Source organism: Enterobacter sp. HK169 (genome assembly GCF_001719105.1).
GTDB lineage: Bacteria > Pseudomonadota > Gammaproteobacteria > Enterobacterales > Enterobacteriaceae > Enterobacter > Enterobacter asburiae_B.
In genome coordinates this window covers 4,500,370-4,524,075 of record NZ_CP017087.1, presented here as the reverse complement: position 1 = coordinate 4,524,075, position 23,706 = coordinate 4,500,370, and the positions used below count along the sequence as shown (strand labels likewise).

Annotated in this window: 18 protein-coding genes; 10 read left to right on the top strand and 8 right to left on the bottom strand. The window is 55.7% G+C overall.

Annotated features, from left to right (window positions below):
* Positions 1–5 precede the first annotated feature (5 nt).
* The gene (locus EnteroDNA1_RS21395) at positions 6–1,913 is read right to left on the bottom strand and encodes an ABC transporter ATP-binding protein (RefSeq protein WP_033145115.1); all 1,908 of its coding nucleotides are present in this window, start codon (positions 1,911–1,913) and stop codon (positions 6–8) included.
* Positions 1,914–1,925: 12 nt separating this feature from the next.
* A complete protein-coding gene (gene rlmKL / locus EnteroDNA1_RS21390; RefSeq protein WP_069303896.1) occupies positions 1,926–4,034 on the bottom strand; it encodes a bifunctional 23S rRNA (guanine(2069)-N(7))-methyltransferase RlmK/23S rRNA (guanine(2445)-N(2))-methyltransferase RlmL in 2,109 nt (702 codons plus the stop codon).
* A 98-nt stretch (positions 4,035–4,132) separates the two neighbouring features.
* On the opposite strand from rlmKL, the gene EnteroDNA1_RS21385 reads away from it, so the two are divergent.
* A complete protein-coding gene (locus EnteroDNA1_RS21385; protein WP_069303895.1) occupies positions 4,133–5,242 on the top strand; it encodes a YcbX family protein in 1,110 nt (369 codons plus the stop codon).
* On the opposite strand, the gene zapC is transcribed toward EnteroDNA1_RS21385, so the two are convergent.
* Together zapC and pyrD are read right to left on the bottom strand one after the other, a co-directional pair.
* On the bottom strand, positions 5,239–5,781 hold the full coding sequence (gene zapC / locus EnteroDNA1_RS21380; RefSeq protein WP_023311020.1) for a cell division protein ZapC: 543 nt from the start codon (positions 5,779–5,781) through the stop codon (positions 5,239–5,241). The two genes, EnteroDNA1_RS21385 and zapC, sit on opposite strands and share 4 nt — an antisense overlap.
* 165 nt (positions 5,782–5,946) lie before the next feature.
* Positions 5,947–6,957, bottom strand: a complete 1,011-nt coding sequence (gene pyrD, locus EnteroDNA1_RS21375) for a quinone-dependent dihydroorotate dehydrogenase (RefSeq protein WP_023311019.1) — start codon at positions 6,955–6,957, stop codon at positions 5,947–5,949.
* 248 nt (positions 6,958–7,205) lie between these two features.
* On the opposite strand from pyrD, the gene ssuE reads away from it, so the two are divergent.
* Genes ssuE through ssuB form a run of 5 tightly spaced genes read left to right on the top strand, consistent with a single transcriptional unit; the run spans position 7,206 to position 11,446 of the window.
* Positions 7,206–7,781 carry an NADPH-dependent FMN reductase gene (ssuE, locus tag EnteroDNA1_RS21370; protein ID WP_069303894.1) on the top strand — a complete coding sequence of 192 codons (576 nt, stop codon included), beginning with the start codon at positions 7,206–7,208 and terminating at the stop codon, positions 7,779–7,781.
* On the top strand, positions 7,774–8,736 hold the full coding sequence (locus tag EnteroDNA1_RS21365; protein WP_032638812.1) for a sulfonate ABC transporter substrate-binding protein: 963 nt from the start codon (positions 7,774–7,776) through the stop codon (positions 8,734–8,736). Before ssuE ends, EnteroDNA1_RS21365 begins: the two co-directional genes overlap by 8 nt.
* Positions 8,733–9,878, top strand: coding sequence for an FMNH2-dependent alkanesulfonate monooxygenase (ssuD, locus tag EnteroDNA1_RS21360; protein ID WP_039261601.1), 1,146 nt, complete (start codon positions 8,733–8,735; stop codon positions 9,876–9,878). The genes EnteroDNA1_RS21365 and ssuD overlap by 4 nt, the downstream gene beginning before the upstream one ends.
* 9 nt (positions 9,879–9,887) lie before the next feature.
* Positions 9,888–10,679 (top strand): aliphatic sulfonate ABC transporter permease SsuC, encoded by a 792-nt coding sequence (gene ssuC / locus EnteroDNA1_RS21355; protein WP_023311016.1) that lies wholly within the window; start codon positions 9,888–9,890, stop codon positions 10,677–10,679.
* Positions 10,676–11,446, top strand: a complete 771-nt coding sequence (gene ssuB / locus EnteroDNA1_RS21350) for an aliphatic sulfonates ABC transporter ATP-binding protein (RefSeq protein ID WP_069303893.1) — start codon at positions 10,676–10,678, stop codon at positions 11,444–11,446. The genes ssuC and ssuB overlap by 4 nt, the downstream gene beginning before the upstream one ends.
* Before the next feature lie 96 nt (positions 11,447–11,542).
* Here the strand turns inward: ssuB and pepN are convergent, their stop codons facing one another.
* Positions 11,543–14,155 (bottom strand): aminopeptidase N, encoded by a 2,613-nt coding sequence (gene pepN, locus EnteroDNA1_RS21345; protein ID WP_069303892.1) that lies wholly within the window; start codon positions 14,153–14,155, stop codon positions 11,543–11,545.
* A 254-nt stretch (positions 14,156–14,409) separates the two neighbouring features.
* On the opposite strand from pepN, the gene pncB reads away from it, so the two are divergent.
* The 4 genes from pncB to aspC all read left to right on the top strand — a co-directional run bounded on the left by pncB (position 14,410) and on the right by aspC (position 20,264).
* The gene (gene pncB, locus EnteroDNA1_RS21340) at positions 14,410–15,612 is read left to right on the top strand and encodes a nicotinate phosphoribosyltransferase (RefSeq protein WP_048976867.1); all 1,203 of its coding nucleotides are present in this window, start codon (positions 14,410–14,412) and stop codon (positions 15,610–15,612) included.
* A gap of 166 nt (positions 15,613–15,778) precedes the next feature.
* Entirely contained in the window at positions 15,779–17,179 is a 1,401-nt protein-coding gene (asnS, locus tag EnteroDNA1_RS21335; RefSeq protein WP_048976866.1) for an asparagine--tRNA ligase, read from the top strand.
* Between the two features lie 606 nt (positions 17,180–17,785).
* Positions 17,786–18,889: a porin gene (locus EnteroDNA1_RS21330; RefSeq protein ID WP_047651295.1), complete on the top strand. Its 1,104-nt coding sequence runs from the start codon at positions 17,786–17,788 to the stop codon at positions 18,887–18,889.
* A 184-nt stretch (positions 18,890–19,073) separates the two neighbouring features.
* The gene (gene aspC, locus EnteroDNA1_RS21325) at positions 19,074–20,264 is read left to right on the top strand and encodes an aspartate transaminase (protein ID WP_069303891.1); all 1,191 of its coding nucleotides are present in this window, start codon (positions 19,074–19,076) and stop codon (positions 20,262–20,264) included.
* A gap of 48 nt (positions 20,265–20,312) precedes the next feature.
* On the opposite strand, the gene EnteroDNA1_RS21320 is transcribed toward aspC, so the two are convergent.
* The 3 genes from EnteroDNA1_RS21320 to ldtD all read right to left on the bottom strand — a co-directional run bounded on the left by EnteroDNA1_RS21320 (position 20,313) and on the right by ldtD (position 23,530).
* Positions 20,313–20,960 carry an MBL fold metallo-hydrolase gene (locus EnteroDNA1_RS21320; protein WP_033145105.1) on the bottom strand — a complete coding sequence of 216 codons (648 nt, stop codon included), beginning with the start codon at positions 20,958–20,960 and terminating at the stop codon, positions 20,313–20,315.
* Between the two features lie 20 nt (positions 20,961–20,980).
* The gene (locus EnteroDNA1_RS21315) at positions 20,981–21,532 is read right to left on the bottom strand and encodes a YcbK family protein (RefSeq protein ID WP_033145104.1); all 552 of its coding nucleotides are present in this window, start codon (positions 21,530–21,532) and stop codon (positions 20,981–20,983) included.
* Between the two features lie 174 nt (positions 21,533–21,706).
* Positions 21,707–23,530, bottom strand: a complete 1,824-nt coding sequence (gene ldtD, locus EnteroDNA1_RS21310) for a L,D-transpeptidase (protein ID WP_033145103.1) — start codon at positions 23,528–23,530, stop codon at positions 21,707–21,709.
* Between the last annotated feature and the right edge of the window lie 176 nt (positions 23,531–23,706).

The window sequence follows — 23,706 nt, the reverse complement described above, 5'->3', positions numbered from 1 at the left end:
CCTGTCTATGCGCCGTTTTTCAGAGACTCAAGGTACTCCCAGCGCTCAAATGCTTCTTCCAGGGCTTTTTCAGCCGCGGATAATTCAGCCAGTACTTTCTGAGTATAGTCATGCGATTGGGTAAAGAATGATGCATCAGCAACCTGTTTTTGCAGATCCTCAAGCGCGGCCTCCAGCTCTTCAAGACGCTGCGGTAGCCCCTCCAGTTCGCGCTGCAGGTTATAGCTTAGTTTAGCCGAGGTTTTCTTGACAGTTTCTGCTTTTGTTACAGCAGGTTCTGAACTTATTTTGGACTTTGACTGTTTCTGCGCCAGAGACTGCGATTGCTGCCCTTTTGCATCGTGATAACCGCCTACGTATTGTCCAATTCGCCCTTCACCTTCGAAGATCCAGCACTCGGTCACGGTGTTATCCACGAACTGACGATCGTGGCTAACCAGCATCACGGTCCCCTGATAACCGTCAATCAGTTCTTCGAGCAATTCCAGCGTTTCGACATCCAGGTCGTTCGTTGGTTCATCGAGAATCAACAGGTTACTTGGTTTCAGGAACAAACGCGCCAGCAGCAGACGATTACGCTCTCCGCCAGATAACGCACGGACTGGGGTCATCGCACGTTTCGGATGGAACAGGAAGTCCTGCAGATAGCCCAGCACGTGGCGCGGCTTGCCGTTTACCATTACCTCTTGCTTGCCTTCGGCGAGGTTATCCATCACCGTGCGGTCCGGATCCAGCTCCGCGCGGTGCTGGTCGAAGTAGGCCACTTCCAGCTTAGTCCCACAGTGAATGCGGCCGCTGTCGGCCTGCAGCTGGCCCAGCATCAGCTTCAGCAGCGTGGTTTTACCACAGCCGTTCGGGCCGATAAGCGCAATTTTGTCGCCGCGCTGAACCTGGGCGGAGAAATCTTTCACCAGCACTTTGCCATCAACCTGATAGTTGACGTTTTCCATTTCGAAGACAATCTTGCCGGAACGGGACGCTTCTTCCACCTGCATTTTGGCGCTGCCCATCACTTCACGGCGTTCGCTGCGCTCACGGCGCATTGCCTTCAGAGCGCGCACGCGGCCTTCGTTACGGGTACGGCGGGCCTTGATGCCCTGGCGGATCCACACCTCTTCCTGCGCCAGCTTGCGGTCGAACTCCGCATTCTGCAGCTCTTCCACGCGCAGGTTTTCTTCTTTCTCCAGCAGATAGGTGTCGTAATCGCCAGGATAGGTGACCAGCTTGCCGCGGTCGAGATCGACAATACGCGTCGCCATGTTGCGAATAAACGAACGGTCGTGCGAGATAAAGATGATGGTGCCGCTGAAGGTTTTCAGGAAGCCTTCCAGCCAGTCAATCGCTTCGATATCCAGGTGGTTCGTCGGTTCGTCCAGCAGCAGCACCTTCGGCCCGCTGACCAGCGCGCGGCCCAGGGCCGCTTTACGCAGCCAGCCGCCGGAGAGCGCCGACAGCTCCATGTCCGCTTCCAGACCAAGCTGGGCCAGAACCTCGTTAATGCGGTTTTCAAGCTGCCACAGACCGTGGTGATCGAGCATCTCCTGCACTTTCGCCAGTTCGTTGAGGTTCTTGTCGCTCGGGTCGGTCATCACCAGATGCGAAATCTCGTGATAGCGCTTCAGGTATTCGGCCTGCTCAGAAATGCCTTCCGCCACGAAATCGTAAACGCTGCCTGTCACGTGACGCGGCGGGTCCTGCTGGAGGCGGGAGACGATCAGATCCTGCTCGTACACGATGCGACCGTCATCCAGCCCCTGTTCGCGGTTGAGGATTTTCATCAGCGTGGATTTACCCGCGCCGTTACGGCCCACCAGACAGACGCGCTCGTTATCTTCGATATGCAGCTCTGCATTATCGAGAAGCGGCGAGTCGCTGAAAGAGAGCCACGCGCCGTGCATACTAATTAAAGACATTTATTTTTCCTTTCAGACCGCGGTAATCAACCAGCAGTTATGAATTTGACGGTTACGGGCAAAGTCCTGAGACAGCGTTTTTTGGCTGATTTCTTGTGCTTTCAGTCCCAGGGCTGCTAAGCCGTCATGATCCATACGGAAGCCGCGTTTGTTGTTCGAGAACATAATGGTACCGCCCTTACGCAGCAGGCGCTTCAGGTCGGTCATCAGGCGCAGGTGATCGCGTTGAACGTCAAAGCTATCCTCCATGCGCTTGGAGTTGGAGAAGGTCGGCGGATCGATAAAGATCAGGTCGAACTGCTCGTCGGTATCACGCAGCCAGCCCAGCACGTCGGCCTGCATCAGACGATGCTGACGTCCGGTCAGCCCGTTAAGACGCAGGTTGCGCTCCGCCCACTCCAGATAGGTGCGGGACATATCCACCGTGGTGGTGCTCCGCGCACCGCCCAGACCCGCATGCACGCTCGCGCTGCCGGTATAGGAGAACAGGTTGAGGAAATCTTTGCCCTTGCTCATCTGACCCAGCATGCGACGGGCGATACGGTGGTCGAGGAACAGGCCGGTATCCAGATAGTCGGTCAGGTTCACCCACAGGCGAGCGTTGTATTCGCCCACTTCGATAAAGTCACCCTTCTCGCCCATCTTCTGGTACTGATTTTTCCCTTTCTGACGCTCGCGGGTTTTCAGCACCAGCTTGTTTGGCGCAATGCCGAGCACGGCGATGGTGGCCGCGATAACGTCCAGCATGCGCTGACGCGCTTTTTGCGCATCAATGGTTTTCGGTGGCGCATATTCCTGAATCACCACCCAGTCCGCGTAGCGGTCAACCGCCACGTTGTACTCCGGCAGGTCGGCGTCGTACAGGCGGTAGCATTCAATCCCTTCCTGCTTCGCCCACTTTTCATATTTTTTCAGGTTCTTGCGCAGGCGGTTGGCGTAATCTTCCGCCACGCCGGATGGCTTGCTGTCCGCCGCTTTCTCCGCAAGATGGTAGTTTTTCTGCACGCAGTCCAGCGGGCCGTTTTTCGCCTTAAACTGGCGATCGGCACGCAGCTGCAGGCAGCTCAGCAGCTCCGGCGAGGCGCTAAACAGCGACAGGTTCCAGCCGCCGAAGTAGTCCTTCATATTGCGGCCCAGCAGGCTGTGCAGGGCAATCAGCGCCGGCTCGCTGTCCAGACGCTCGCCGTATGGCGGGTTGCTGATCACGGTACCGTACGGACCTTTTAGTAGCGGGTTGGTCAGATTCGCCACGTCTTTCACCTCGAAGGTGACCAGCTCGCCGATACCGGCGCGACGGGCGTTGCTGCGCGCGCGTTCGATTACGCGCGGGTCGCTGTCCGAACCGTAGAAGTGGGAGGTGTACTCCGCCAGCCCTTTACGCGCGCGGGTCTGCGCGTCGTCTTTGACCTCTTTCCAGAGCGCTTCGTCGTGCTGGGCCCAGCCTTTAAAGCCCCAGTGACCGCGATGCAGGCCCGGCGCGCGGTCGGTTGCCAGCATGGCCGCTTCAATCAGCAACGTACCGGAACCACACATCGGATCGAGCAGCGGCGTGCCCGGCTGCCAGCCGGAGCGCATCACAATAGCGGCAGCCAGGGTTTCTTTAATTGGCGCCATACCGGTACGATCGCGGTAGCCGCGCAGGTGCAGGCCCGCGCCGCTCAGATCGAGAGAAATACTCGCCGTGTCGCCGTTCAGCCAGACGTTAATACGCAGATCCGGATTTTCGCGATCGACGTTCGGACGTTCCTTATTTTTACGCGTGAAGCAGTCCACAATGGCGTCTTTTACGCGCAGGGCACCGTACTGGCTGTTGCGGATCTCGTCGTTCACGCCGTTGAAATGCACCGCAAAGGTGGCATTGGGCATGAAGATCTCTGTCCAGTCGATCATCTGTACGCCGGTATAGAGGTCCAGGTCGCTATAGACCTTGCACTCCTTCATCGGCAGCATGATGCGCGACGCCAGACGGCTCCACATCAGGCTCTGGTAAATAAGCCGCGTGTCGCCCTCAAAATGGACACCACCCTGAACCACCTGGCACTCTTTCGCGCCCAGGCTTTCCAGTTCAGTTTTTAACAGCTCTTCCAGCCCACGGGCCGTACTGGCAAACAGAGAATTCATATCGTCACTTTTACTCTTAGAAAATTGTCGCGCATTATAGCTAATATGGCGTGTATGTCATAAAGTTGAAGGCTTATTTTCATTTGTGGGAGTGTGCAGTGGCGACGTTATCCAGGCTTTTTATTCATCCGGTGAAATCCATGCGCGGCATCGGCGTCTCTCACGCGCTGGCCGACATGAGCGGATTCGCCTTCGATCGTATTTTGATGGTCACCGAGCCTGACGGCACGTTCATCACCGCACGCCAGTTCCCGCAGATGGTTCGCTTTACCCCTTCCCCGCTTCATGACGGTTTGCACCTTACCGCGCCGGACGGTTCCAGCGCGGTCATTCGCTTTGCTGATTTTGCGCCTGTCGATGCGCCAACGGAAGTGTGGGGCAATCATTTTACCGCGCGCATCGCCCCGGATGAGATTAACCGCTGGCTGAGCGGTTTCTTCTCCCGCGACGTGCAGCTGCGCTGGGTAGGTCCTGAACCGACGCGTCGCGTGAAGCGCCACGACGCCGTTCCCCTCTCCTTCGCCGATGGTTTCCCGTTCCTGCTGACTAACGAAGCCTCGCTGCGTGATTTACAAGGCCGCTGCAAGGCCAGCGTTCAGATGGAACAGTTCCGTCCGAACCTGGTGGTCACGGGCGCCGACGCCTGGGAAGAAGACACCTGGAAAGTGATCCGCATCGGCAGCGTCATCTTTGATGTCGTAAAACCCTGCAGCCGCTGCATTTTCACCACGGTGAGCCCTGAGAAAGGCCAGAAGCACCCTTCCGGCGAACCGCTGAAGACGCTGCAGTCGTTCCGCACCGCGCAGGATAACGGCGATGTGGATTTCGGGCAGAACCTGATCCCTCGCTCCAGCGGCGCAATCCGCGTCGGTGATGAGGTAGAAATTCTTGCCCGAGGACCTGCAAAAGCGTACGGCTCAGGTCAGGAAGAAGAAATGGTCGACGTTGTGACGAATGTCGCCTCTGCGGTAGATATTCACTGGCAGGGCAACGTCATCCGTGGCAACAACCAGCAGGTATTACTGGAGCAACTGGAGCAGGCAGGTATTCGCGTACCCTATTCCTGTCGCGCAGGCATTTGCGGATGCTGCCGCATCAGGCTGGTGGATGGAGAGGTCAGTGCGCTGAAAAAATCGGCAATTGGAAATGACGGCACAATTCTGTGCTGTAGCTGCATACCGAAAACGTCCGTACAGCTGGAAGCTTAAACCGCCTGTTCAAGGCTGAAGGAGTCTACGCGCAGCTGCGGCTTCAGCCTGTCGTTCATCACTTTAATGGCATCGCCAAGCTGCATCGTCCGCCCGGCAATGGTTACGCCGGGCTGTGCCAGCAGGCAGAGCGCAGCATTTTCGCCAGGCTCAACCACCAGCAGGCTCACCTCTTCTGCGGTATCGCTCAGATTGACGCTGGCCGCGTCACCCGTTGCCGGGGTCCAGCTCATACCATGCGCAAGAAAATGCCAGCTTTTTGGCATTTGCGGTTTCAGGAAGCGGATAGCCACCAGCGCATTTAATACCAGCTCGGCACGCTGCTCTTTAGAGAGCACCAGATCGCGGCATTTTTCTTCAAAGGAGAAATAAAGCGCCGCATCGTCAACGCAAAAGCCCGACGGGGAAAATGCATCCGGGGTTAACATTCGGCGGGCAAAACGAGAACGAAACAACATGCCATTGGCTAAATCGAGCATCATTCGGTCATGCTCGTCGCAAAAATACCAGCGCCAGTTATCGTCAGGTTTAATTCGCATGTGTCTCTCCCGTCCCCAAACGTCCTGTACTAAAAATGTCCTGTTTGCCGCCTCGTTTATAACACCATTAATAAAAGACTATAATGACTAAATAAGCAACAGTGACGGAATATAAAACAACCAGGGCTGGAAATAAAGCCCTGGTTGTCTGATTAAGAGAAAAGATTAGATATGAGTAACGATTTCTTTAATCAGCGGCGGTCCTTTAAAAATAAAGCCGGAATAGATTTGCACCAGTGACGCACCTGCCGCCATCTTCTCGCGCGCAGCAATCACTGAGTCAATGCCGCCGACGCCAATAATCGGCAGACGTCCTTTTAATTCCGCAGACAGGGCGCGAATAATTTCGGTGCTTTTTAATTGCACCGGACGTCCACTTAACCCACCCGCTTCGTCACAGTTTTTCATTCCCTGCACGAGGGAGCGATCGAGGGTAGTATTGGTTGCAATAACACCATCAATATTATGGCGAACCAAACTGTCGGCAACCTGGATCAATTCTTCAGGAGAAAGATCCGGGGCGATCTTAACCGCGACCGGAACATATTTATGGTGGATCGTCTGGAGTTCATTTTGTTTATTTTTAATGGCACTCAGAAGATCGTCCAGCGCTTCGCCATATTGTAAGGAACGCAGCCCCGGGGTATTGGGTGAAGAAATATTCACCGCGATATAACCGGCATAGGCGTAGACTTTTTCCATACAAATCAGATAGTCATCTTTACCCTGCTCTACCGGCGTGTCTTTATTTTTGCCGATATTGATGCCTAATATCCCGTCAAAATGGGCTTTTTTTACGTTCTCAACCAGGTGATCAACACCGAGGTTATTAAAGCCCATGCGGTTGATCAGCCCTTCGGCTTCAACCAGGCGGAACAGGCGCGGCTTGTCATTTCCCGGCTGCGGGCGCGGCGTGACGGTGCCGATTTCAATGGAGCCAAAGCCCATCGCGCCCAGGGCATCAATGCACTCGCCATTTTTGTCCAGACCGGCCGCCAGACCCAGCGGATTTTTAAAGGTCAGACCCATGCACTGCACAGGTTTTTCCGGCACATTCTGACGCACCAGAGCGGCCAGCGGCGTTCCGGTAATACGACGTAATTGCTGGAATGTAAATTCATGAGCGCGCTCAGGGTCGAGCTGGAAAAGGGCTTTACGAACGAAGGGGTAGTACATGAACTCTCCTGGATTCCCGGTGTGCAAACCGGGAGGGGATTATGGGCGATCCACGCGCGAAAGGGAATTGACCTGCGGCAAAAAATCAGCGTAAAACGCAATCGTTTACCTCACCGTCTATTTCTTATGCACTTTTTCGCATTTTAATTGCAGATAAATCATTTAGTGGAATAACCGCGCGGTGTCACACTCCTGAAAATTGTTATTAATGTTAGATAAAAGCAAACAATTGGTTATAAGGAGGAAGTATGCGCGTCATTACCCTGGCCGGAAGTCCACGATTCCCTTCGCGCTCCAGCGCCCTGCTGGAATATGCCCGCGAAAAACTCAATGCCCTGGATGTGGAAGTGTGCCACTGGAACCTGCATAACTTCGAACCTGAAGATCTGCTCTACGCCCACTTCGACAGCCCAGCGCTAAAAACGCTCATCGAGCAGCTTAACGGCGCTGACGGCTTAATTGTGGCCACGCCTATTTATAAAGCCTCTTTTTCCGGGGCGCTGAAAACCCTGCTCGATCTGCTTCCGGAACGCGCCCTGGACGGCAAAGTCGTGCTGCCGCTGGCAACGGGCGGTACGGTTGCCCATTTACTGGCCGTGGATTATGCCCTGAAGCCGGTGCTGAACGCGCTGAAAGCGCAGGAGATCCTCCACGGCGTTTTCGCAGATGACTCCCAGGTTATCGATTATCAACATAAACCTCATTTTACGCCGAACCTGCAAACCCGCCTCGATACTGCCCTGGAAACCTTCTGGCATGCCCTGCACCGCCGGGATATCCAGGCCCCGGCGTTTGGTCAGCCTCAAGGAGTCGCACATGTTTAAAACGTTAACCCGCATCGGCCTGGCAGGTCTGATGGCGCTTACCTCGCTGGCCCATGCCGCAGAAACGGCTCCGGAAAGTTTGCGCATTGGCTATCAGAAAGGCAGCGTCAGCATGGTGCTGGCGAAAAGCCACCAGCTTCTGGAAAAACGCTTCCCGGACACCAAATTCTCGTGGGTGGAGTTCCCGGCTGGCCCGCAGATGCTGGAGGCCCTGAACGTCGGCAGTATCGATCTCGGCAGCACGGGTGATATTCCGCCGATATTCGCCCAGGCGGCGGGAGCGGACCTCGTCTATGTTGGCGTTGAGCCGCCCAAACCGAAGGCCGAAGTGATTCTGGTGCCTGAAAACAGCGACATTAAAAGCGTCGCCGATCTTAAAGGGCATAAAGTGGCTTTCCAGAAAGGTTCCAGCTCGCACAACCTGCTGCTGCGTGCCCTGCAGGAAGCCGGGCTCAAGTTCACTGACATTCAGCCCGTTTACCTGACGCCTGCCGACGCGCGCGCCGCGTTCCAGCAGAAGAACGTTGATGCCTGGGCCATCTGGGATCCGTACTACTCCGCCGCATTGCTGCAGGGCGGCGTTCGCGTGCTGAAAGACGGTACCACGCTGAAGCAGACCGGCTCGTTCTATCTGGCCGCGCGTCCTTATGCGGAAAAGAACGGCGCATTTATCCAGGGCGTACTGGATACCTTTACCCAGGCCGATGCGCTGACCCAGACCCAGCGTCAGGAGAGCATTGCCCTGCTGGCGAAAACCATGGGCTTACCTGAGCCGGTGATCGCGAGCTATCTCAACCACCGTCCGCCGACCACCATTACGCCCGTGGACGCGCACGTCGCCGCGCTTCAGCAACAAACGGCTGACCTTTTCTATCAAAACCACCTGGTGCCAAAACAGGTCACTATTCGCGAACGCATCTGGCAGCCCGCAGGCAAAGAAGGAGCTAAATCATGAGTCTGAATCTTTTCTGGTTTTTACCCACCCACGGTGATGGACACTATCTTGGTACAGAAGAGGGCTCGCGCCCGGTTGACCACGGCTACCTGCAGCAGATTGCGCAGGCGGCGGACCGAATCGGTTTCACCGGGGTGCTGATCCCGACCGGACGTTCATGTGAAGATGCCTGGCTGGTGGCCGCATCGATGATCCCGGTCACCCAGCGTCTGAAGTTCCTGGTTGCCTTACGCCCGAGCGTGGTGTCCCCAACCGTGGCGGCGCGTCAGGCGGCAACGCTGGACAGGCTGTCCAACGGTCGCGCCCTGTTTAACCTGGTGACGGGCAGCGACCCGCAGGAGCTGGCGGGCGATGGGGTGTTCCTCGACCATACCGAGCGCTACGAAGCCTCCGCCGAGTTCACCCGCGTCTGGCGACGTCTGCTGGAAGGTGAAACCGTCACCTTTGAAGGCAAGCATATTCACGTTCGTGACGCGAAGCTCTACTTCCCGCCGGTGCAGCAGCCGCGACCGCCGCTCTATTTTGGCGGATCGTCGGATGTGGCCCAGGATCTGGCGGCAGAACAGGTCGATCTCTATCTGACCTGGGGCGAACCGCCTGAGCTGGTGAAAGAAAAAATTGCCCAGGTACGCGCTAAAGCGGCCGCCCATGGGCGCAAGGTGCGCTTCGGCATTCGTCTGCACGTAATTGTGCGGGAAACCAATGAAGAAGCCTGGCAGGCCGCAGACCGCCTGATCTCCCACCTGGACGATGAGACCATCGCCAGGGCGCAGGCCGCGTTTGCGAAAACCGACTCCGTCGGACAGCACCGAATGGCGTCCCTGCACAACGGCAAGCGCGAGAACCTGGAGATTAGCCCGAACCTGTGGGCGGGCGTTGGCCTGGTGCGCGGCGGGGCGGGCACGGCGCTGGTCGGCGACGGACCGACCGTAGCCGCCCGGATTAATGAATACGCAGACCTGGGTATCGACAGCTTTATTCTCTCCGGTTATCCGCATCTGGAAGAGGCGTACAAGGTGGGCGAGCTGTTATTCCCGCATCTGGATGTCGCCATCCCGGAGATTCCGCAGCCGCAGCGGCTTCAGCTTCAGGGCGAAGCCGTGGCGAACGAGTTTATTCCCCGCAAAGCCGCGCAGAGCTAAGGAGCGACCATGTCTGCCACCTCCCAAAAATGGCTGCTGCGCGCCGCGCCGTGGTTTTTACCCGTCGGCATTGTGGCTCTCTGGCAGCTCGCGTCGTCCACCGGCTGGCTGTCGAGCCGCATTCTGCCCTCTCCGGAGGGCGTCGTAGAAGCGTTCTGGTCGCTGAGCGTGAGCGGTGAGCTGTGGCAGCATCTGGCGATCAGCTCCTGGCGCGCCGTGATTGGGTTTTCCATCGGCGGCAGCATCGGTCTGGTTCTGGGCCTGATCAGCGGCCTTTCCCGCTGGGGCGAGCGGCTGCTGGATACCTCCATTCAGATGCTGCGCAACGTGCCGCATCTGGCGCTGATCCCGCTGGTTATCCTGTGGTTTGGCATTGATGAGAGCGCCAAGATCTTCCTCGTGGCGCTGGGTACACTGTTCCCGATTTACATCAACACCTGGCACGGCATCCGCAATATCGATCGCGGTCTGGTGGAGATGGCACGCAGCTACGGCTTGTCCGGTTTTTCTCTCTTTATCCACGTGATCCTGCCTGGCGCCCTGCCCTCCATTATGGTCGGGGTGCGTTTTGCGCTCGGCCTGATGTGGCTGACGCTGATTGTGGCGGAGACCATCTCGGCCAACTCAGGTATTGGCTACCTGGCGATGAACGCCCGCGAATTCCTGCAAACGGACGTGGTGGTGGTTGCCATCATTCTGTATGCCCTGCTCGGCAAACTCGCCGACGTCAGCGCCCAGTGGCTGGAGCGCAGCTGGCTGCGCTGGAACCCGGCCTATACCCTTCAGGAGGCGAAAGCATGAATACTGCACGACTGAACCAGGGAACGCCGTTACTGCTGAACGGCGTGACCAAACGCTACGGCGAAAACACCATTCTTAACGGGCTGGATCTGCATATTCCCGCCGGACAATTTGTGGCCGTTGTCGGGCGCAGCGGCGGCGGCAAGAGTACCTTGCTACGCCTTCTGGCCGGGCTGGAAGCCCCCAACGGCGGTGACATTCTGGCAGGAACAACGCCGCTTTCGAATATTCAGGACGATACCCGCATGATGTTTCAGGATGCACGCCTGCTGCCGTGGAAAACGGTTATCGACAATGTCGGGCTCGCTCTTAAGGGCAGCTGGCGGGATGAAGCCCGGGAGGCGCTGGCCGCCGTTGGGCTGGAAAATCGTGCGGGTGAATGGCCTGCTGCCCTCTCGGGCGGGCAGAAGCAGCGCGTGGCGCTGGCGCGCGCGTTGATTCACCGTCCGGGCCTGCTGTTGCTTGATGAACCGCTCGGCGCGCTCGACGCCCTGACGCGGATCGAAATGCAGGATTTGATTGGCTCCCTGTGGCAGGCGCACGGCTTTACGGTACTGCTGGTGACGCATGACGTGAGCGAGGCCGTCGCGATGGCTGACCGGGTGCTGCTAATTGAGGACGGGAAAATAGGCCTGGATCTGACGGTGGATCTTCCGCGCCCTCGCCGCGTGGGCTCGGCAAGGCTGGCGGAGCTGGAAGCTGAGGTATTGGATCGGGTGATGAAGCGCGGGGGGACGGAGTTACAGCGAGCCAAGGCTAATGCCTGATGCCCTCACCCCGGCCCTCTCCCACGGGGAGAAAACACAAAAAACGGCAACCGAGGTTGCCGTTCTGCTTTTACCTGCCCACAGGGCAATTTTTTATTACGCTAAGGCTTTAGCAATCTTCTCGTACAAATCACCAGACAGGTTCTCCAGCCCTTTCAGCTGCTCAAGCGCGGCACGCATCTTCGCCTGACGCTTCGCATCGTAGCGTTTCAAACGGATCAGCGGCTCAATCAGGCGCGACGCCACCTGCGGGTTACGGCTGTTCAGCTCGGTCAGCATTTCCACCATGAACTGATACCCGCTGCCGTCTTCGGCGTGGAACGCGGCCGGGTTGCTGCTGGCAAACGCGCCAATCAGAGAACGCACGCGGTTTGGGTTGCTCAGGGTAAAGGAGCGATGCTTAAGCAGGCTGCGCACGTTGCTGAGCGCATCGGCCGCCGGGCTGGTCGCCTGCAGGATGAACCATTTGTCCATCACCAGGCCATCCTGATGCCACTTGTCGTCGTACTCCTGCATTAACGCATCACGGCACGGCAGTTCAGCGGCAACGCTTGCACCCAGCGCGGCCAGGGCGTCGGTCATGTTATCCGCTTCGTGGTACTGCTTGCTCACCAGGGTGTTCGCCAGCTCGGTTTCACCAAACGCCAGATAGCGCAGGCAGGTATTGCGCAGAGAACGTTTGCCAATGTCCGCGTGCTCAACGCGATAAGCGTCAAGCTTGTTGGCGTTATATATAGCCAGGAACTCATCGGCCAGCTCTGCAGCCAGCGTACGGGTCAACGCTTCACGCACCGCCACGATGGCAATCGGGTCGATGATGTCAAACAGCTCGGCGATTTCAGTCGCTGACGGCAGGGTCAGAATTTCAGCGGCCAGGGCCGGGTCAATCTTCTCATCCAGCAGGATCGCGCGGAACGCGTCAGCCACATGGACAGGCAGCGACAGCGGCTGGCCCTGCTGATGGCGGTTTACGTTGAGCTTAATGTAGGTCGCCAGCAGGCTTTGCGCCGCGTCCCAGCGGGAGAAGTCGTTACGCGCGTGACGCATCAGGAACGTCAGCTGCTGATCGCTCCACTTGTATTCCAGCTTCACCGGCGCGGAGAATTCACACAGCAGCGCAGGCACCGGCTGGAAGTAGACGTTATCGAAGATAAAGGTCTGCTCGGCCTGAGTCACGTTCAGCACGTGGTGTACCGGGTGGCCGCCCTTCTGGAGCGGGATGACTTTGCCTTCGTTATCGTACAGCTCAATGCTGAACGGAATATGCAACGGATATTTCTCTTCCTGCTCCGCCGTCGGCGGCGTGCGCTGGCTGATGGTCAGGGTGTACTGCTCGGTTTCCGGATTGTAATCGTCTTTGACGGCGACAACCGGCGTCCCGGCCTGGCTGTACCAGCGGCGGAAGTGAGAGAGATCGACATTAGAGGCATCTTCCATAGCCTGCACAAAATCGTCGCAGGTGGCCGCGCTGCCGTCATGACGCTCGAAGTACAGCTGCATCCCTTTCTGGAAGTTCTCCTCGCCCAGCAGGGTGTGGATCATGCGGATAATTTCAGCGCCCTTCTCGTAAACCGTCAGGGTGTAGAAGTTGTTCATCTCGATGACTTTATCCGGGCGGATCGGGTGCGCCATTGGGCTGGCATCTTCAGCAAACTGCAGGCCACGCATGGTACGCACGTTGTTGATGCGGTTCACCGCGCGTGAACCCAGATCGGAGCTGAACTCCTGATCGCGGAAGACGGTCAGGCCCTCTTTCAGGCTCAGCTGGAACCAGTCGCGGCAGGTGACGCGGTTACCGGTCCAGTTGTGGAAATATTCGTGGCCGATAACGCGTTCGATATCAAGGTAGTCTTTGTCCGTTGCGGTATCGGTACGCGCCAGCACGTATTTGGAGTTAAAGACGTTAAGGCCTTTGTTCTCCATTGCGCCCATGTTGAAGAAATCGACGGCGACGATCATATAGATGTCGAGGTCATATTCGAGGCCGAAGCGCTCTTCGTCCCACTTCATGGAGTTGATGAGGGAGGTCATCGCCCACGGCGCGCGGTCAAGGTTGCCGCGGTCAACAAACAGCTCCAGCGCCACCTCGCGGCCTGAGCGCGTTTTGAAGGTGTCGCGCAGCACGTCGAAGTCCCCCGCCACCAGCGCAAAAAGGTAGCACGGTTTCGGGAAGGGATCCTGCCACTGCACCCAGTGACGGCCATTCTCGAGCTCGCCTTCGCCTACGCGGTTACCGTTAGAGAGCAGGAAGGGATACAGGGTTTTATCGGCGATGATTTTGGTGGTGAAGCGCGCCAGGACGTCCGGACGATCGAGATACCAGGTTATGTGGCGGAACCCTTCCGCTTCACACTGGGTACACAGCGCCACGCCCGACTGGTAAAGCCCTTCCAGCGCGGTGTTGGCGGCCGGGCTGATTTCATTCACGATGCGCAGTGTAAACTGTTCCGGCAGGTTGTCGATGACCAGCTGGTTGTTTTCTTCTTTATAGTCTGACCAGGCTTCATCATTAATATGCAGGGAGACCAGCGTCAGGTCTTCACCATCCAGACGCAGCGGCACCGCAGTTGCGCTATGGCGCGTCACCTGGCTCACCGCCGTGACAACGGTTTTTGTGGCATCCAGGTCAAAAGTCAGATCGATTTCGCTAATCAGGTAATCCGGCGCACGGTAGTCGTGGCGGTATTTGGCTTGTGGCTGTTGTGTCATAGAAAACCTTATGCATCGTTTGTCGAGTAACGTTTCAATATATTCCTGTTGCGCAAATCGCGCTATGCAGAATGTTCATCTTTTCAGGGTCAAAACCTTTTTTTGCTACATTTGTATAACACGGGGCACAAAATGCCCTCGACCATAAAACGCGCTTATGTTGTGATCGGGGTTCAATAAATCACTAAACAAGGTATACTCCGGAGTTGTTTATTGTACTAAACGCTCCTGTGAGAGGATGCTACTGCGCACCTATGACTCAATTCGCTTCTCCAGTTCTGCATACGTTGCTGGATACCGACGCGTATAAACTGCATATGCAGCAAGCCGTTTTCCACCACTACTATGACGTTCACGTCGCGGCGGAATTCCGCTGTCGTGGCGACGACTTGCTCGGTATCTACGCAGACGCCATTCGTGAACAGGTCGATGCTATGCAGCATCTGACGCTGCAGGACGAGGAATATCAGTGGCTTTCTGGCCTGCCTTTCTTCAAAGCCGACTACCTGAACTGGCTGCGCGATTTCCGCTATAAGCCGGAGCAGGTCAGCGTGGTTAACGATAATGGCAAGCTGGATATTCGCCTTGAAGGTCCGTGGCGGGAAGTGATCATGTGGGAAGTGCCGCTTCTGGCGGTGATCAGTGAACTGGCTCACCGCTACCGTTCGCCGGAAAAAGGCGTCGAGCAGGCGGTCGCCGCGCTGGAAAATAAACTCGCAGCCTTCTCCACGCTGACCGAAGGGCTGGACATGTCCCGCTTCCGCCTGATGGACTTTGGCACGCGTCGCCGTTTCTCACGTGACGTTCAGGAGGCCATCGTTAAACGTCTGCAGCGGGAGCCGTGGTTCGTGGGCACCAGTAACTACGATCTGGCACGACGCCTCAGCCTGACGCCAATGGGCACCCAGGCACACGAGTGGTTCCAGGCGCATCAGCAGATCAGCCCCGATCTGGCTAACAGCCAGCGCGCGGCGCTGGCCGCATGGCTTGAGGAGTACCCGAATCAGCTAGGGATCGCCCTCACCGACTGTATTACGATGGATGCTTTCCTGCGCGACTTTGGTCCCGAGTTCGCTGAACGTTACCAGGGATTACGGCACGACTCCGGGGATCCGGTTGAATGGGGCGAGAAAGCCATTGCCCATTACCAAAAACTCGGCATTGACCCGATGAGCAAGGTGCTGGTCTTCTCGGATAATCTCGACCTGGCGAAAGCGGTCGACCTCTATCGCCATTTCAATACCCGTGTGAACCTGAGCTTCGGGATTGGTACCCGTCTGACCTGCGATATTCCTCAGGTAAAACCTCTGAATATCGTCATCAAACTGGTGGAATGTAACGGCAAGCCGGTGGCGAAACTCTCCGACAGCCCGGGTAAAACCATCTGCCATGACAAAGCATTTGTCCGCGCATTGCGTAAAGCGTTCGACCTCCCCTTGATCAAAAAAGCCAGTTAAGCGCTTACGGGAGCCTTTATGGCTCCCTTCTTATTATTTATTTCTCAATTCTTCTCTTTTGACTGCGAAATTTACTTGTCTGATAGCGGATGGCAGGTAACATAGATATCCCCCCATAAGGGTGGACAAGTGTTTATTTTTTCCGACTATTAACAGAGAGAATATTATGAGCGTTGTGCCTGTAGCCGACGTACTCCAGGGCCGTGTCGCCGTTGACCAGGAAGTCACCGTGCGCGGATGGGTGCGTACCCGCCGAGATTCTAAAGCTGGCATCTCCTTCCTCGCCGTCTATGACGGTTCCTGCTTTGATCCTGTACAGGCCGTCATTAATAATTCTCTGCCCAATTACAATGATGACGTTCTGCGACTGACAACGGGTTGCTCCGTCATTGTTACCGGCGTGGTTGTGGCTTCACCAGGTCAGGGCCAGAGCTTCGAAATTCAGGCCTCTGCCATTGAAGTCACCGGCTGGGTTGAAGATCCGGACACCTATCCGATGGCGGCAAAACGCCACAGCATCGAATATCTGCGTGAAGTCGCCCACCTGCGTCCGCGTACCAACCTGATTGGTGCAGTGGCGCGCGTGCGTCATACGCTGGCGCAGGCGCTGCATCGTTTCTTCGATGAGCAGGGTTACTTCTGGGTGTCTACCCCGCTGATCACCGCGTCCGATACGGAAGGTGCCGGTGAGATGTTCCGCGTTTCGACGCTGGACATGGAAAACCTGCCGCGCACGCCTGAAGGTAAAGTGGACTATGACAAAGACTTCTTTGGTAAAGAAGCTTTCCTGACGGTATCTGGTCAGCTCAACGGCGAAACGTACGCCTGTGCGCTGTCAAAGATCTACACCTTTGGCCCAACCTTCCGCGCCGAAAACTCCAACACCAGTCGTCACCTGGCGGAATTCTGGATGCTGGAGCCTGAAGTGGCCTTCGCCAACCTCGACGATGTCGCTGGCCTGGCAGAAGCCATGCTGAAGTATGTCTTCAAAGCGGTGCTGGAAGAGCGTCCTGACGACATGAAATTCTTCGCAGAACGCGTAGACAGCGATGCTGTAGCGCGTCTGGAGCGTTTCGTCTCTGCCGACTTTGCGCAGGTGGACTATACCGACGCGGTGGCGATCCTCGAGAAATGCGGTGAGACGTTCGAGAACCCGGTTTACTGGGGCGTTGACCTGGCGTCTGAGCACGAACGCTATCTGGCCGAGAAGCATTTCAAAGCGCCGGTTGTCGTTAAAAACTACCCGAAAGACATTAAGGCCTTCTATATGCGCCTTAACGAAGACGGTAAAACCGTGGCAGCGATGGATGTACTGGCGCCGGGCATTGGTGAAATCATCGGTGGCTCTCAGCGTGAAGAACGTCTTGACGTGCTGGACGCGCGTATGGAAGAGATGGGCCTCAACCCCGCTGACTACAGCTGGTACCGCGATCTGCGCCGTTACGGTACCGTACCGCACGCCGGTTTTGGTCTGGGCTTCGAGCGTCTGATTGCCTACGTTACCGGTGTTCAGAACGTACGAGACGTGATCCCATTCCCACGTACTCCACGTAACGCCAGCTTCTAATCGGTAAAAGACTGAAATGGCCAGCAGATGCTGGCCATTATTTTATTCTGTATTGTCAGTTTTCGTCAGCGCAAAGTCAGCGTCTTTAAACCTTCCCCCCGTCACAACCACTACCTGTTACGTTTTGTTTCCGCGAAATATCCAGCCACAAAAAATAAACCCCATTCTTATTGCGATTATTACACCCTCAAGCGATAGCACAAATTTCGACCAATCTTACAGCCATCCGGAAGGCCTTTTGCAGTCATAAGAAAAAACGAGCCGTTTAAGGTCTGTTTATACGAATCGCCTTTATCTCAATTAATCATAAGGAATTCATATATATAGGATAGCCCTTGCTGTTTAATTCGCCAGGGAGTTCTGAAGTTTGAGATGGTTCACAAAGTTCCCAAAAATACATATTTAGTTACACATATTTTCTTTCGGTTACTTAATCTTGAGAATTGTAGCACTTTCAGGCTAGCGAAACGCTTCGCCGAATGGAAAGATGCCTGTCAGATACATAAAGACACCAAACTCTCATCAATAGTTCCGGAAATATTTATTGACAGAATTTATTGACGGCAGTGGCGAGTGTCATAAAAAAACCAATGAGGGTAATAAATAATGATGAAGCGCAATATTCTGGCAGTGGTAATCCCTGCCCTGCTGGTAGCCGGTGCAGCTAACGCTGCAGAAATCTATAACAAGAACGGCAACAAACTGGACTTCTACGGTAAAGTTGTGGGCGAACACGGCTTCACCACTTCTGGCGTACACAAAAACGCTGACTCCTCTTACGGCCAGATCGGCTTCAAAGGCGAAACTCAGATCAACGACCAGCTGACCGGTTACGGTCAGTGGGAATACCGTGCACGCGCCGGTGCAGCTGAAGGTGATCAGACTAACGTAACTCGTCTGGCTTTCGCTGGCCTGAAAATCGCTGACGCGGGTTCTCTGGACTACGGTCGTAACTACGGTATCGTGTATGACGTAGAATCCTACACCGATATGGCTCCGTCCTTCTCTGGCGAAACCTGGGGTGGCGGCTATGTTGATAACTACATGACCAGCCGTTCTACTGGCCTGCTGACCTACCGTAACAACAACTTCTTCGGTCTGGTTGATGGTCTGAACTTTGGCGTTCAATACCAGGGTAAAAACGATCGTAAAAACCTGAATGAAGCAAACGGCGACGGTGTTGGCCTGTCTCTGGGCTACGAGTTCGGTGAAGGCTTCGGTCTGATCGGTGCCTACAGCACCGCTAACCGTACGCTTGAGCAGAAAAAAGATGGTAAAGGCGATAAAGCTGAATCCTGGGCTGTTGGCGCGAAATACGACGCGAACAACATCTACCTGGCGACCGTTTATGCAGAGACTCGCAACATGAGCCGCCTGGGTAACAGCGGCGAAAACTATGTTCCGAATGATGATGGTAATGTTTATAACATTGCTAACAAGACCCAGAACTTTGAAGTTATCGCTCAGTACCAGTTCGACTTCGGCCTGCGTCCTTCCGTTTCTTACGTTCAGTCCAAAGGTAAAGACCTGAACGGCATCGGCGACCGTGACCTGGCGAAATACATCACCACTGGTGCGACTTACTACTTCAACAAGAACTTCAACGTGTACGGTGACTACCGCTTCAACCTGCTGGACGACAAAGATGCGTCCACCAGCTGGGTTGGCTCTGACAACCAAGCTACCGTTGGCGTAACCTACCAGTTCTAATCAGTACACCACTTTGTTATATGCTTAATGAACAGGGCTTCGGCCCTGTTTTTTTATGCGTGACAGAAAATAATGGCGACTTTTGAAAAGCCGCACGCTTTTCGTCGCAAACGGTTGGCATTTTGTAAATCTACCGTTAACCTGATAGCGGATTTCACTTCTGTAATCACAATGGAACTTCGTCATGTTTGAGAACATTACCGCCGCTCCTGCCGACCCTATTCTGGGCCTGGCCGATCTGTTTCGTGCCGACGACCGCCCTGGCAAAATCAACCTGGGTATTGGTGTATATAAAGATGAAACCGGCAAAACTCCGGTACTGACCAGCGTTAAGAAAGCTGAGCAGTATCTGCTGGAAAACGAAACCACCAAAAACTACCTCGGTATTGATGGTATCCCTGAGTTTGGTCGCTGCACCCAGGAGCTGCTGTTCGGTAAAGGCAGCGCAATTGTGAGTGACAAACGTGCCCGTACAGCACAGACCCCAGGCGGTACCGGTGCGCTGCGCGTAGCGGCGGATTTCCTTGCGAAAAACACCTCTGTTAAGCGCGTATGGGTGAGCAACCCAAGCTGGCCGAACCACAAGAGCGTGTTTAACTCTGCGGGTCTGGAAGTGCGTGAATATGCATACTACGACGCGGCAAACCACTCTCTCGACTTTGACGGCCTGCTGGCGAGCCTGAGCGAAGCGCAGGCAGGTGACGTGGTTCTGTTCCACGGCTGCTGCCACAACCCAACCGGTATCGATCCGACGCTTGAGCAGTGGCAACACCTGGCGAAACTGTCCGTTGAAAAAGGCTGGCTGCCGCTGTTTGACTTTGCCTACCAGGGCTTCGCCCGTGGTCTGGAAGAAGATGCCGAAGGCCTGCGCGCGTTCGCAGCCGTTCACCAGGAGCTGATTGTCGCAAGCTCGTATTCCAAGAACTTCGGTCTGTACAATGAGCGCGTGGGTGCCTGTACGCTGGTTGCCGCTAACGAAGAGACCGTCGATCGTGCGTTCAGCCAGATGAAATCGGTTATCCGCGCTAACTACTCTAACCCACCGGCACACGGTGCGTCTGTTGTTGCCACTATCCTGAGCAACGATGCACTGCGCGCTATCTGGGAACAAGAGCTGAACGATATGCGTCAACGTATTCAGCGCATGCGCCTGCTGTTTGTGAACACACTGGTTGAGAAAGGCGCGGACCGCGACTTCAGCTTTATTATCAAACAGAACGGCATGTTCTCGTTCAGCGGCCTGACCAAAGAGCAGGTTCTGCGTCTGCGTGAAGAGTTTGGCGTGTACGCCGTGGCCTCTGGCCGCGTGAACGTTGCTGGCATGACGCCTGACAACATGGCGCCACTGTGCGAAGCGATTGTCGCCGTACTGTAATTTGCGTCCATAAAAAAGCCTGCGTTATGCAGGCTTTTTTTATTCTGGTTACCAGACAGGCATCTCATCCTGAAGGAACGGATTATGGAGCCGTTCGTAGCCCAGCGTCGACATCGGACCGTGTCCAGGGATAAACGTAACGTCATCGCCCAGCGGCAATAACTTTTGCTTAATCGACTGAATCAGCTGCCCGTGATCGCCGCGCGGAAAATCGCTGCGTCCTACGCCACCTTTGAAGATCACATCGCCGGAAATCAGCAGACGGGACTGGTCATCAAAGAAGACGATATGGCCTGGCGTATGCCCAGGACAATGCAACACCTGTAAAGTCACATTCCCTACGTTAACGCGCTCTCCTTCGTTCAGCCAGCGATCGGGCGTCAGGGGCTGACACTCATCAAGGCCAAACATGCGGCTTTGGGCGGGTAACCCCTGCAGCCAGAACTCATCTTCTTTTTCCGGACCGACGATCGGCACACCGTAGTGTTTAGCGAGTTCAGCCGCTGCACCCACATGGTCGAGGTGACCGTGCGTCAGTAAAATCTGCATGAGCGTCACGCCGCTGTCGGCGACTTCCTGCTTGATTTTCTCAGCGTCACCGCCGGGATCGACAAGCGCGGCCAGTTTAGTCTGTTCGCACCAGATCAATGAACAATTCTGGGAGAACGCGGTAACCGGAATAATACGATAGTTCATACTGCTCCTGTGTTTCGTTATTACCAGTGCCGAACCGGACCGGTATCAATATGCACAAAGTTGCTGCTGGGGTAATATCCTACACCACCTGCGCGCATAGATAACGCGGCTTTGCGAATATTGGCTAACGAAACGCCTTCAATATGGAAATCCATTGCCTGTCCCTTCGTGTGATAGCTTTTTTTGGCTACCCCGCGACTGTGGGCGCGCAGTTCATTATTGGTATCAATCGAACGATAGCCAGAAATGAGCTGCACCGGCCTGCTGGTGCCCAGCAGGCCCTGAAGGCGGAAAATCTGATCAAACAGTCCTGGATCGATGGCTTTTATTTTATTCGCGCGGAAATCACGGAAAAAATGGTTAAGTCTTGCTAATTCATCCTGAATATAGCCTCTGCCATCGAAAAACTCCGCTTTTAGCGACTCACCGGTATGCAGGTTGTTGAGCGTTAAAACTCGCGGACGAGGTGTCGAGAGGGTGGCAAATGCTGGCGTCGGCAAGATGGCCGCTGCGCCAAGCGCAACACCACCTAACGCCAGCAGTTTGCGGCGATTAGCGTCAAATTTGTCCATGATAATCAGGTCTACAGGTAAAAGAAATCGTAATATGCTTAGCGCACGAAGGGCACCTTAACTGGCAAAACCAGGTACGTCAAGGCGCCCAACCCCAGTGAATACGCGGCTTACAGCGATATTGCCCCCTATTCACCCTAACTTACGACAATCATTTTTCCCGAACTGCTTCATTTACCTGATTAATTGTTCCGCTTTTGGCAAAATTTGTGCGCCGGATCGCGCGGTGAGATCATAATTGTAAATATCTGTACGATACTGGGTACGCCCGTCCTCACCCACAAATGCCGTCAGATAGTAAAGATTGACCGGAATATTGTGGCGAATATTCACGTAACGCGTATCCCCCTGCTTCAGGGCATCCGAGATACGCGTATCGTTCCAGCCCGCATCCTGCAACAGCATATTGGCCAGCTCTGAAGCTTTGTTCACGCGCACACAGCCAGAACTCAGCGCGCGCGTATCTTTCTGGAACAGATTGTGGTTCGGCGTATCGTGCAGATAGATCGCTTCTGAACTCGGCATGTTGAATTTGTAGCGCCCTAAAGAGTTATGCGCTCCGGGAGCCTGCTGGAAGCGGAACGGCAGATTCGACGCTGTGATGGTCGACCAGTCGACCATATAAGGATCGATGGCCTCTTTACTGTTCCATCCACGCATCACCGTGTAGCCATGACGCTCCAGATAACCCGGATCGTTCCAGACTTTCGGCAGAATGTCTTTACGCGCCAGCGTCGGCGGTACGTTCCACGGCGGGTTAACCACCACGTTATTCAGCGCGCTGCTCATCATCGGTGTTTTACGATCCGGACGCCCGACAATCACGCGGGACGCCAGCACTTCGCTGCCGTTCTGGTAATAGACCAGGGAATACGCCGGGATGTTAACCATAATTCCGGTAGAGAGCGTTCCCGGCAGCAAGCGCAAACGCTGGATATTGAGCGCCAGCACCCCTGCCCGCTGCGCAGGCGATACGTTCAGCCAGTCGCGCGTCGTCTGGCCAATGACGCCATCGGCCCCCAGCCCCTGAGCGGCCTGGAACTGTTTAACGGCCGCAACCAGCTCGCGATCGTAAGCAGCGGGTTTGTTGCTCAGGGCAACGGCTTTCTTCTCTTTAACTGGCGCTGACGGGCTGACGGCGACGTTTTGTGGATCGTCACCCGGGAGAACAATCTTTGGCCCGCCGTCAAGAAGACCAGAACGCGTCAGGATCTCGCGCAGGGCAGGAACATCGCTGCTCCACTGCCCCGGACGCAGCGTCGCGGTGCCGCGCATCTGCGGCCATGGACGCGTGTCCCCCACCAGCGTGAGGAGCGACTGGTGCAGGGTGGCATAGTGCGGATGCGCCGGTGCCAGGCTGGCAATAAAGCGCGGCAGTTCGCCGTTATCCAGCGCGAGCTGCCACTGGTTAATCACCGACAGCGCCGGCGTCGCCAGCTTGTACGGCTTATCGCTGTACAGCCAGCGGTTGCCGTTGACCGGAATACCCGCCACAAACTGCAGGTAGCCCATCATGGCATCGGAAAGCACCACGTCCCGCGCCTGCCCGGTGACGGCAGGATCGGTTAACAGCTCAACCCACTTTGTAAACTGCGGCTGAAACCCTGCAATCGCAACCTCTGCCAGCTGCTGCTGGAAGGCACGCACGGCATCGCGATTTTCCCACATCGGTTTCATATCGCGGGCAGCATAGAGGAGCGTGAGCTGGTTGATATAGACAGGCGTGTAGCCTGACGGCAGCTCCGACTGCAGCTGCTGGCTGAGCGATTCCGCGTCGATGCCTTCCGGCAGCGGTTTAATTCCGGCCATGATCGCCGTTGCCGGAGACTGTTCCAGCGGCTGGGACAACGACGTTGGCTGCGCGCCTGTCGTTGCCGAGCTGTCAGTCGGCACAATTTCAGGCTCGTCGGCCTGGGCGGTTAACAGCGGAGCAAACATCACTGCCAGGCATAAACTCAGCGCAGACAGCTGACGACCACATTCTTTCTTTAGCAACATCCCTTGCCCCCTGTTTTCACGACATGCCCATCACGCTGGGGCTTTCTTTCATTATAGGTAGACGGCTAAGCTGTTGCCTTACCTTATGTAAAGAAGTTTAAAGATAACGCAGCCCCAAGCACAAGTTAAGTTTAAAAAAAAAGCGGCGCCAGTGCGCCGCTTCGGGTCAGAAGACG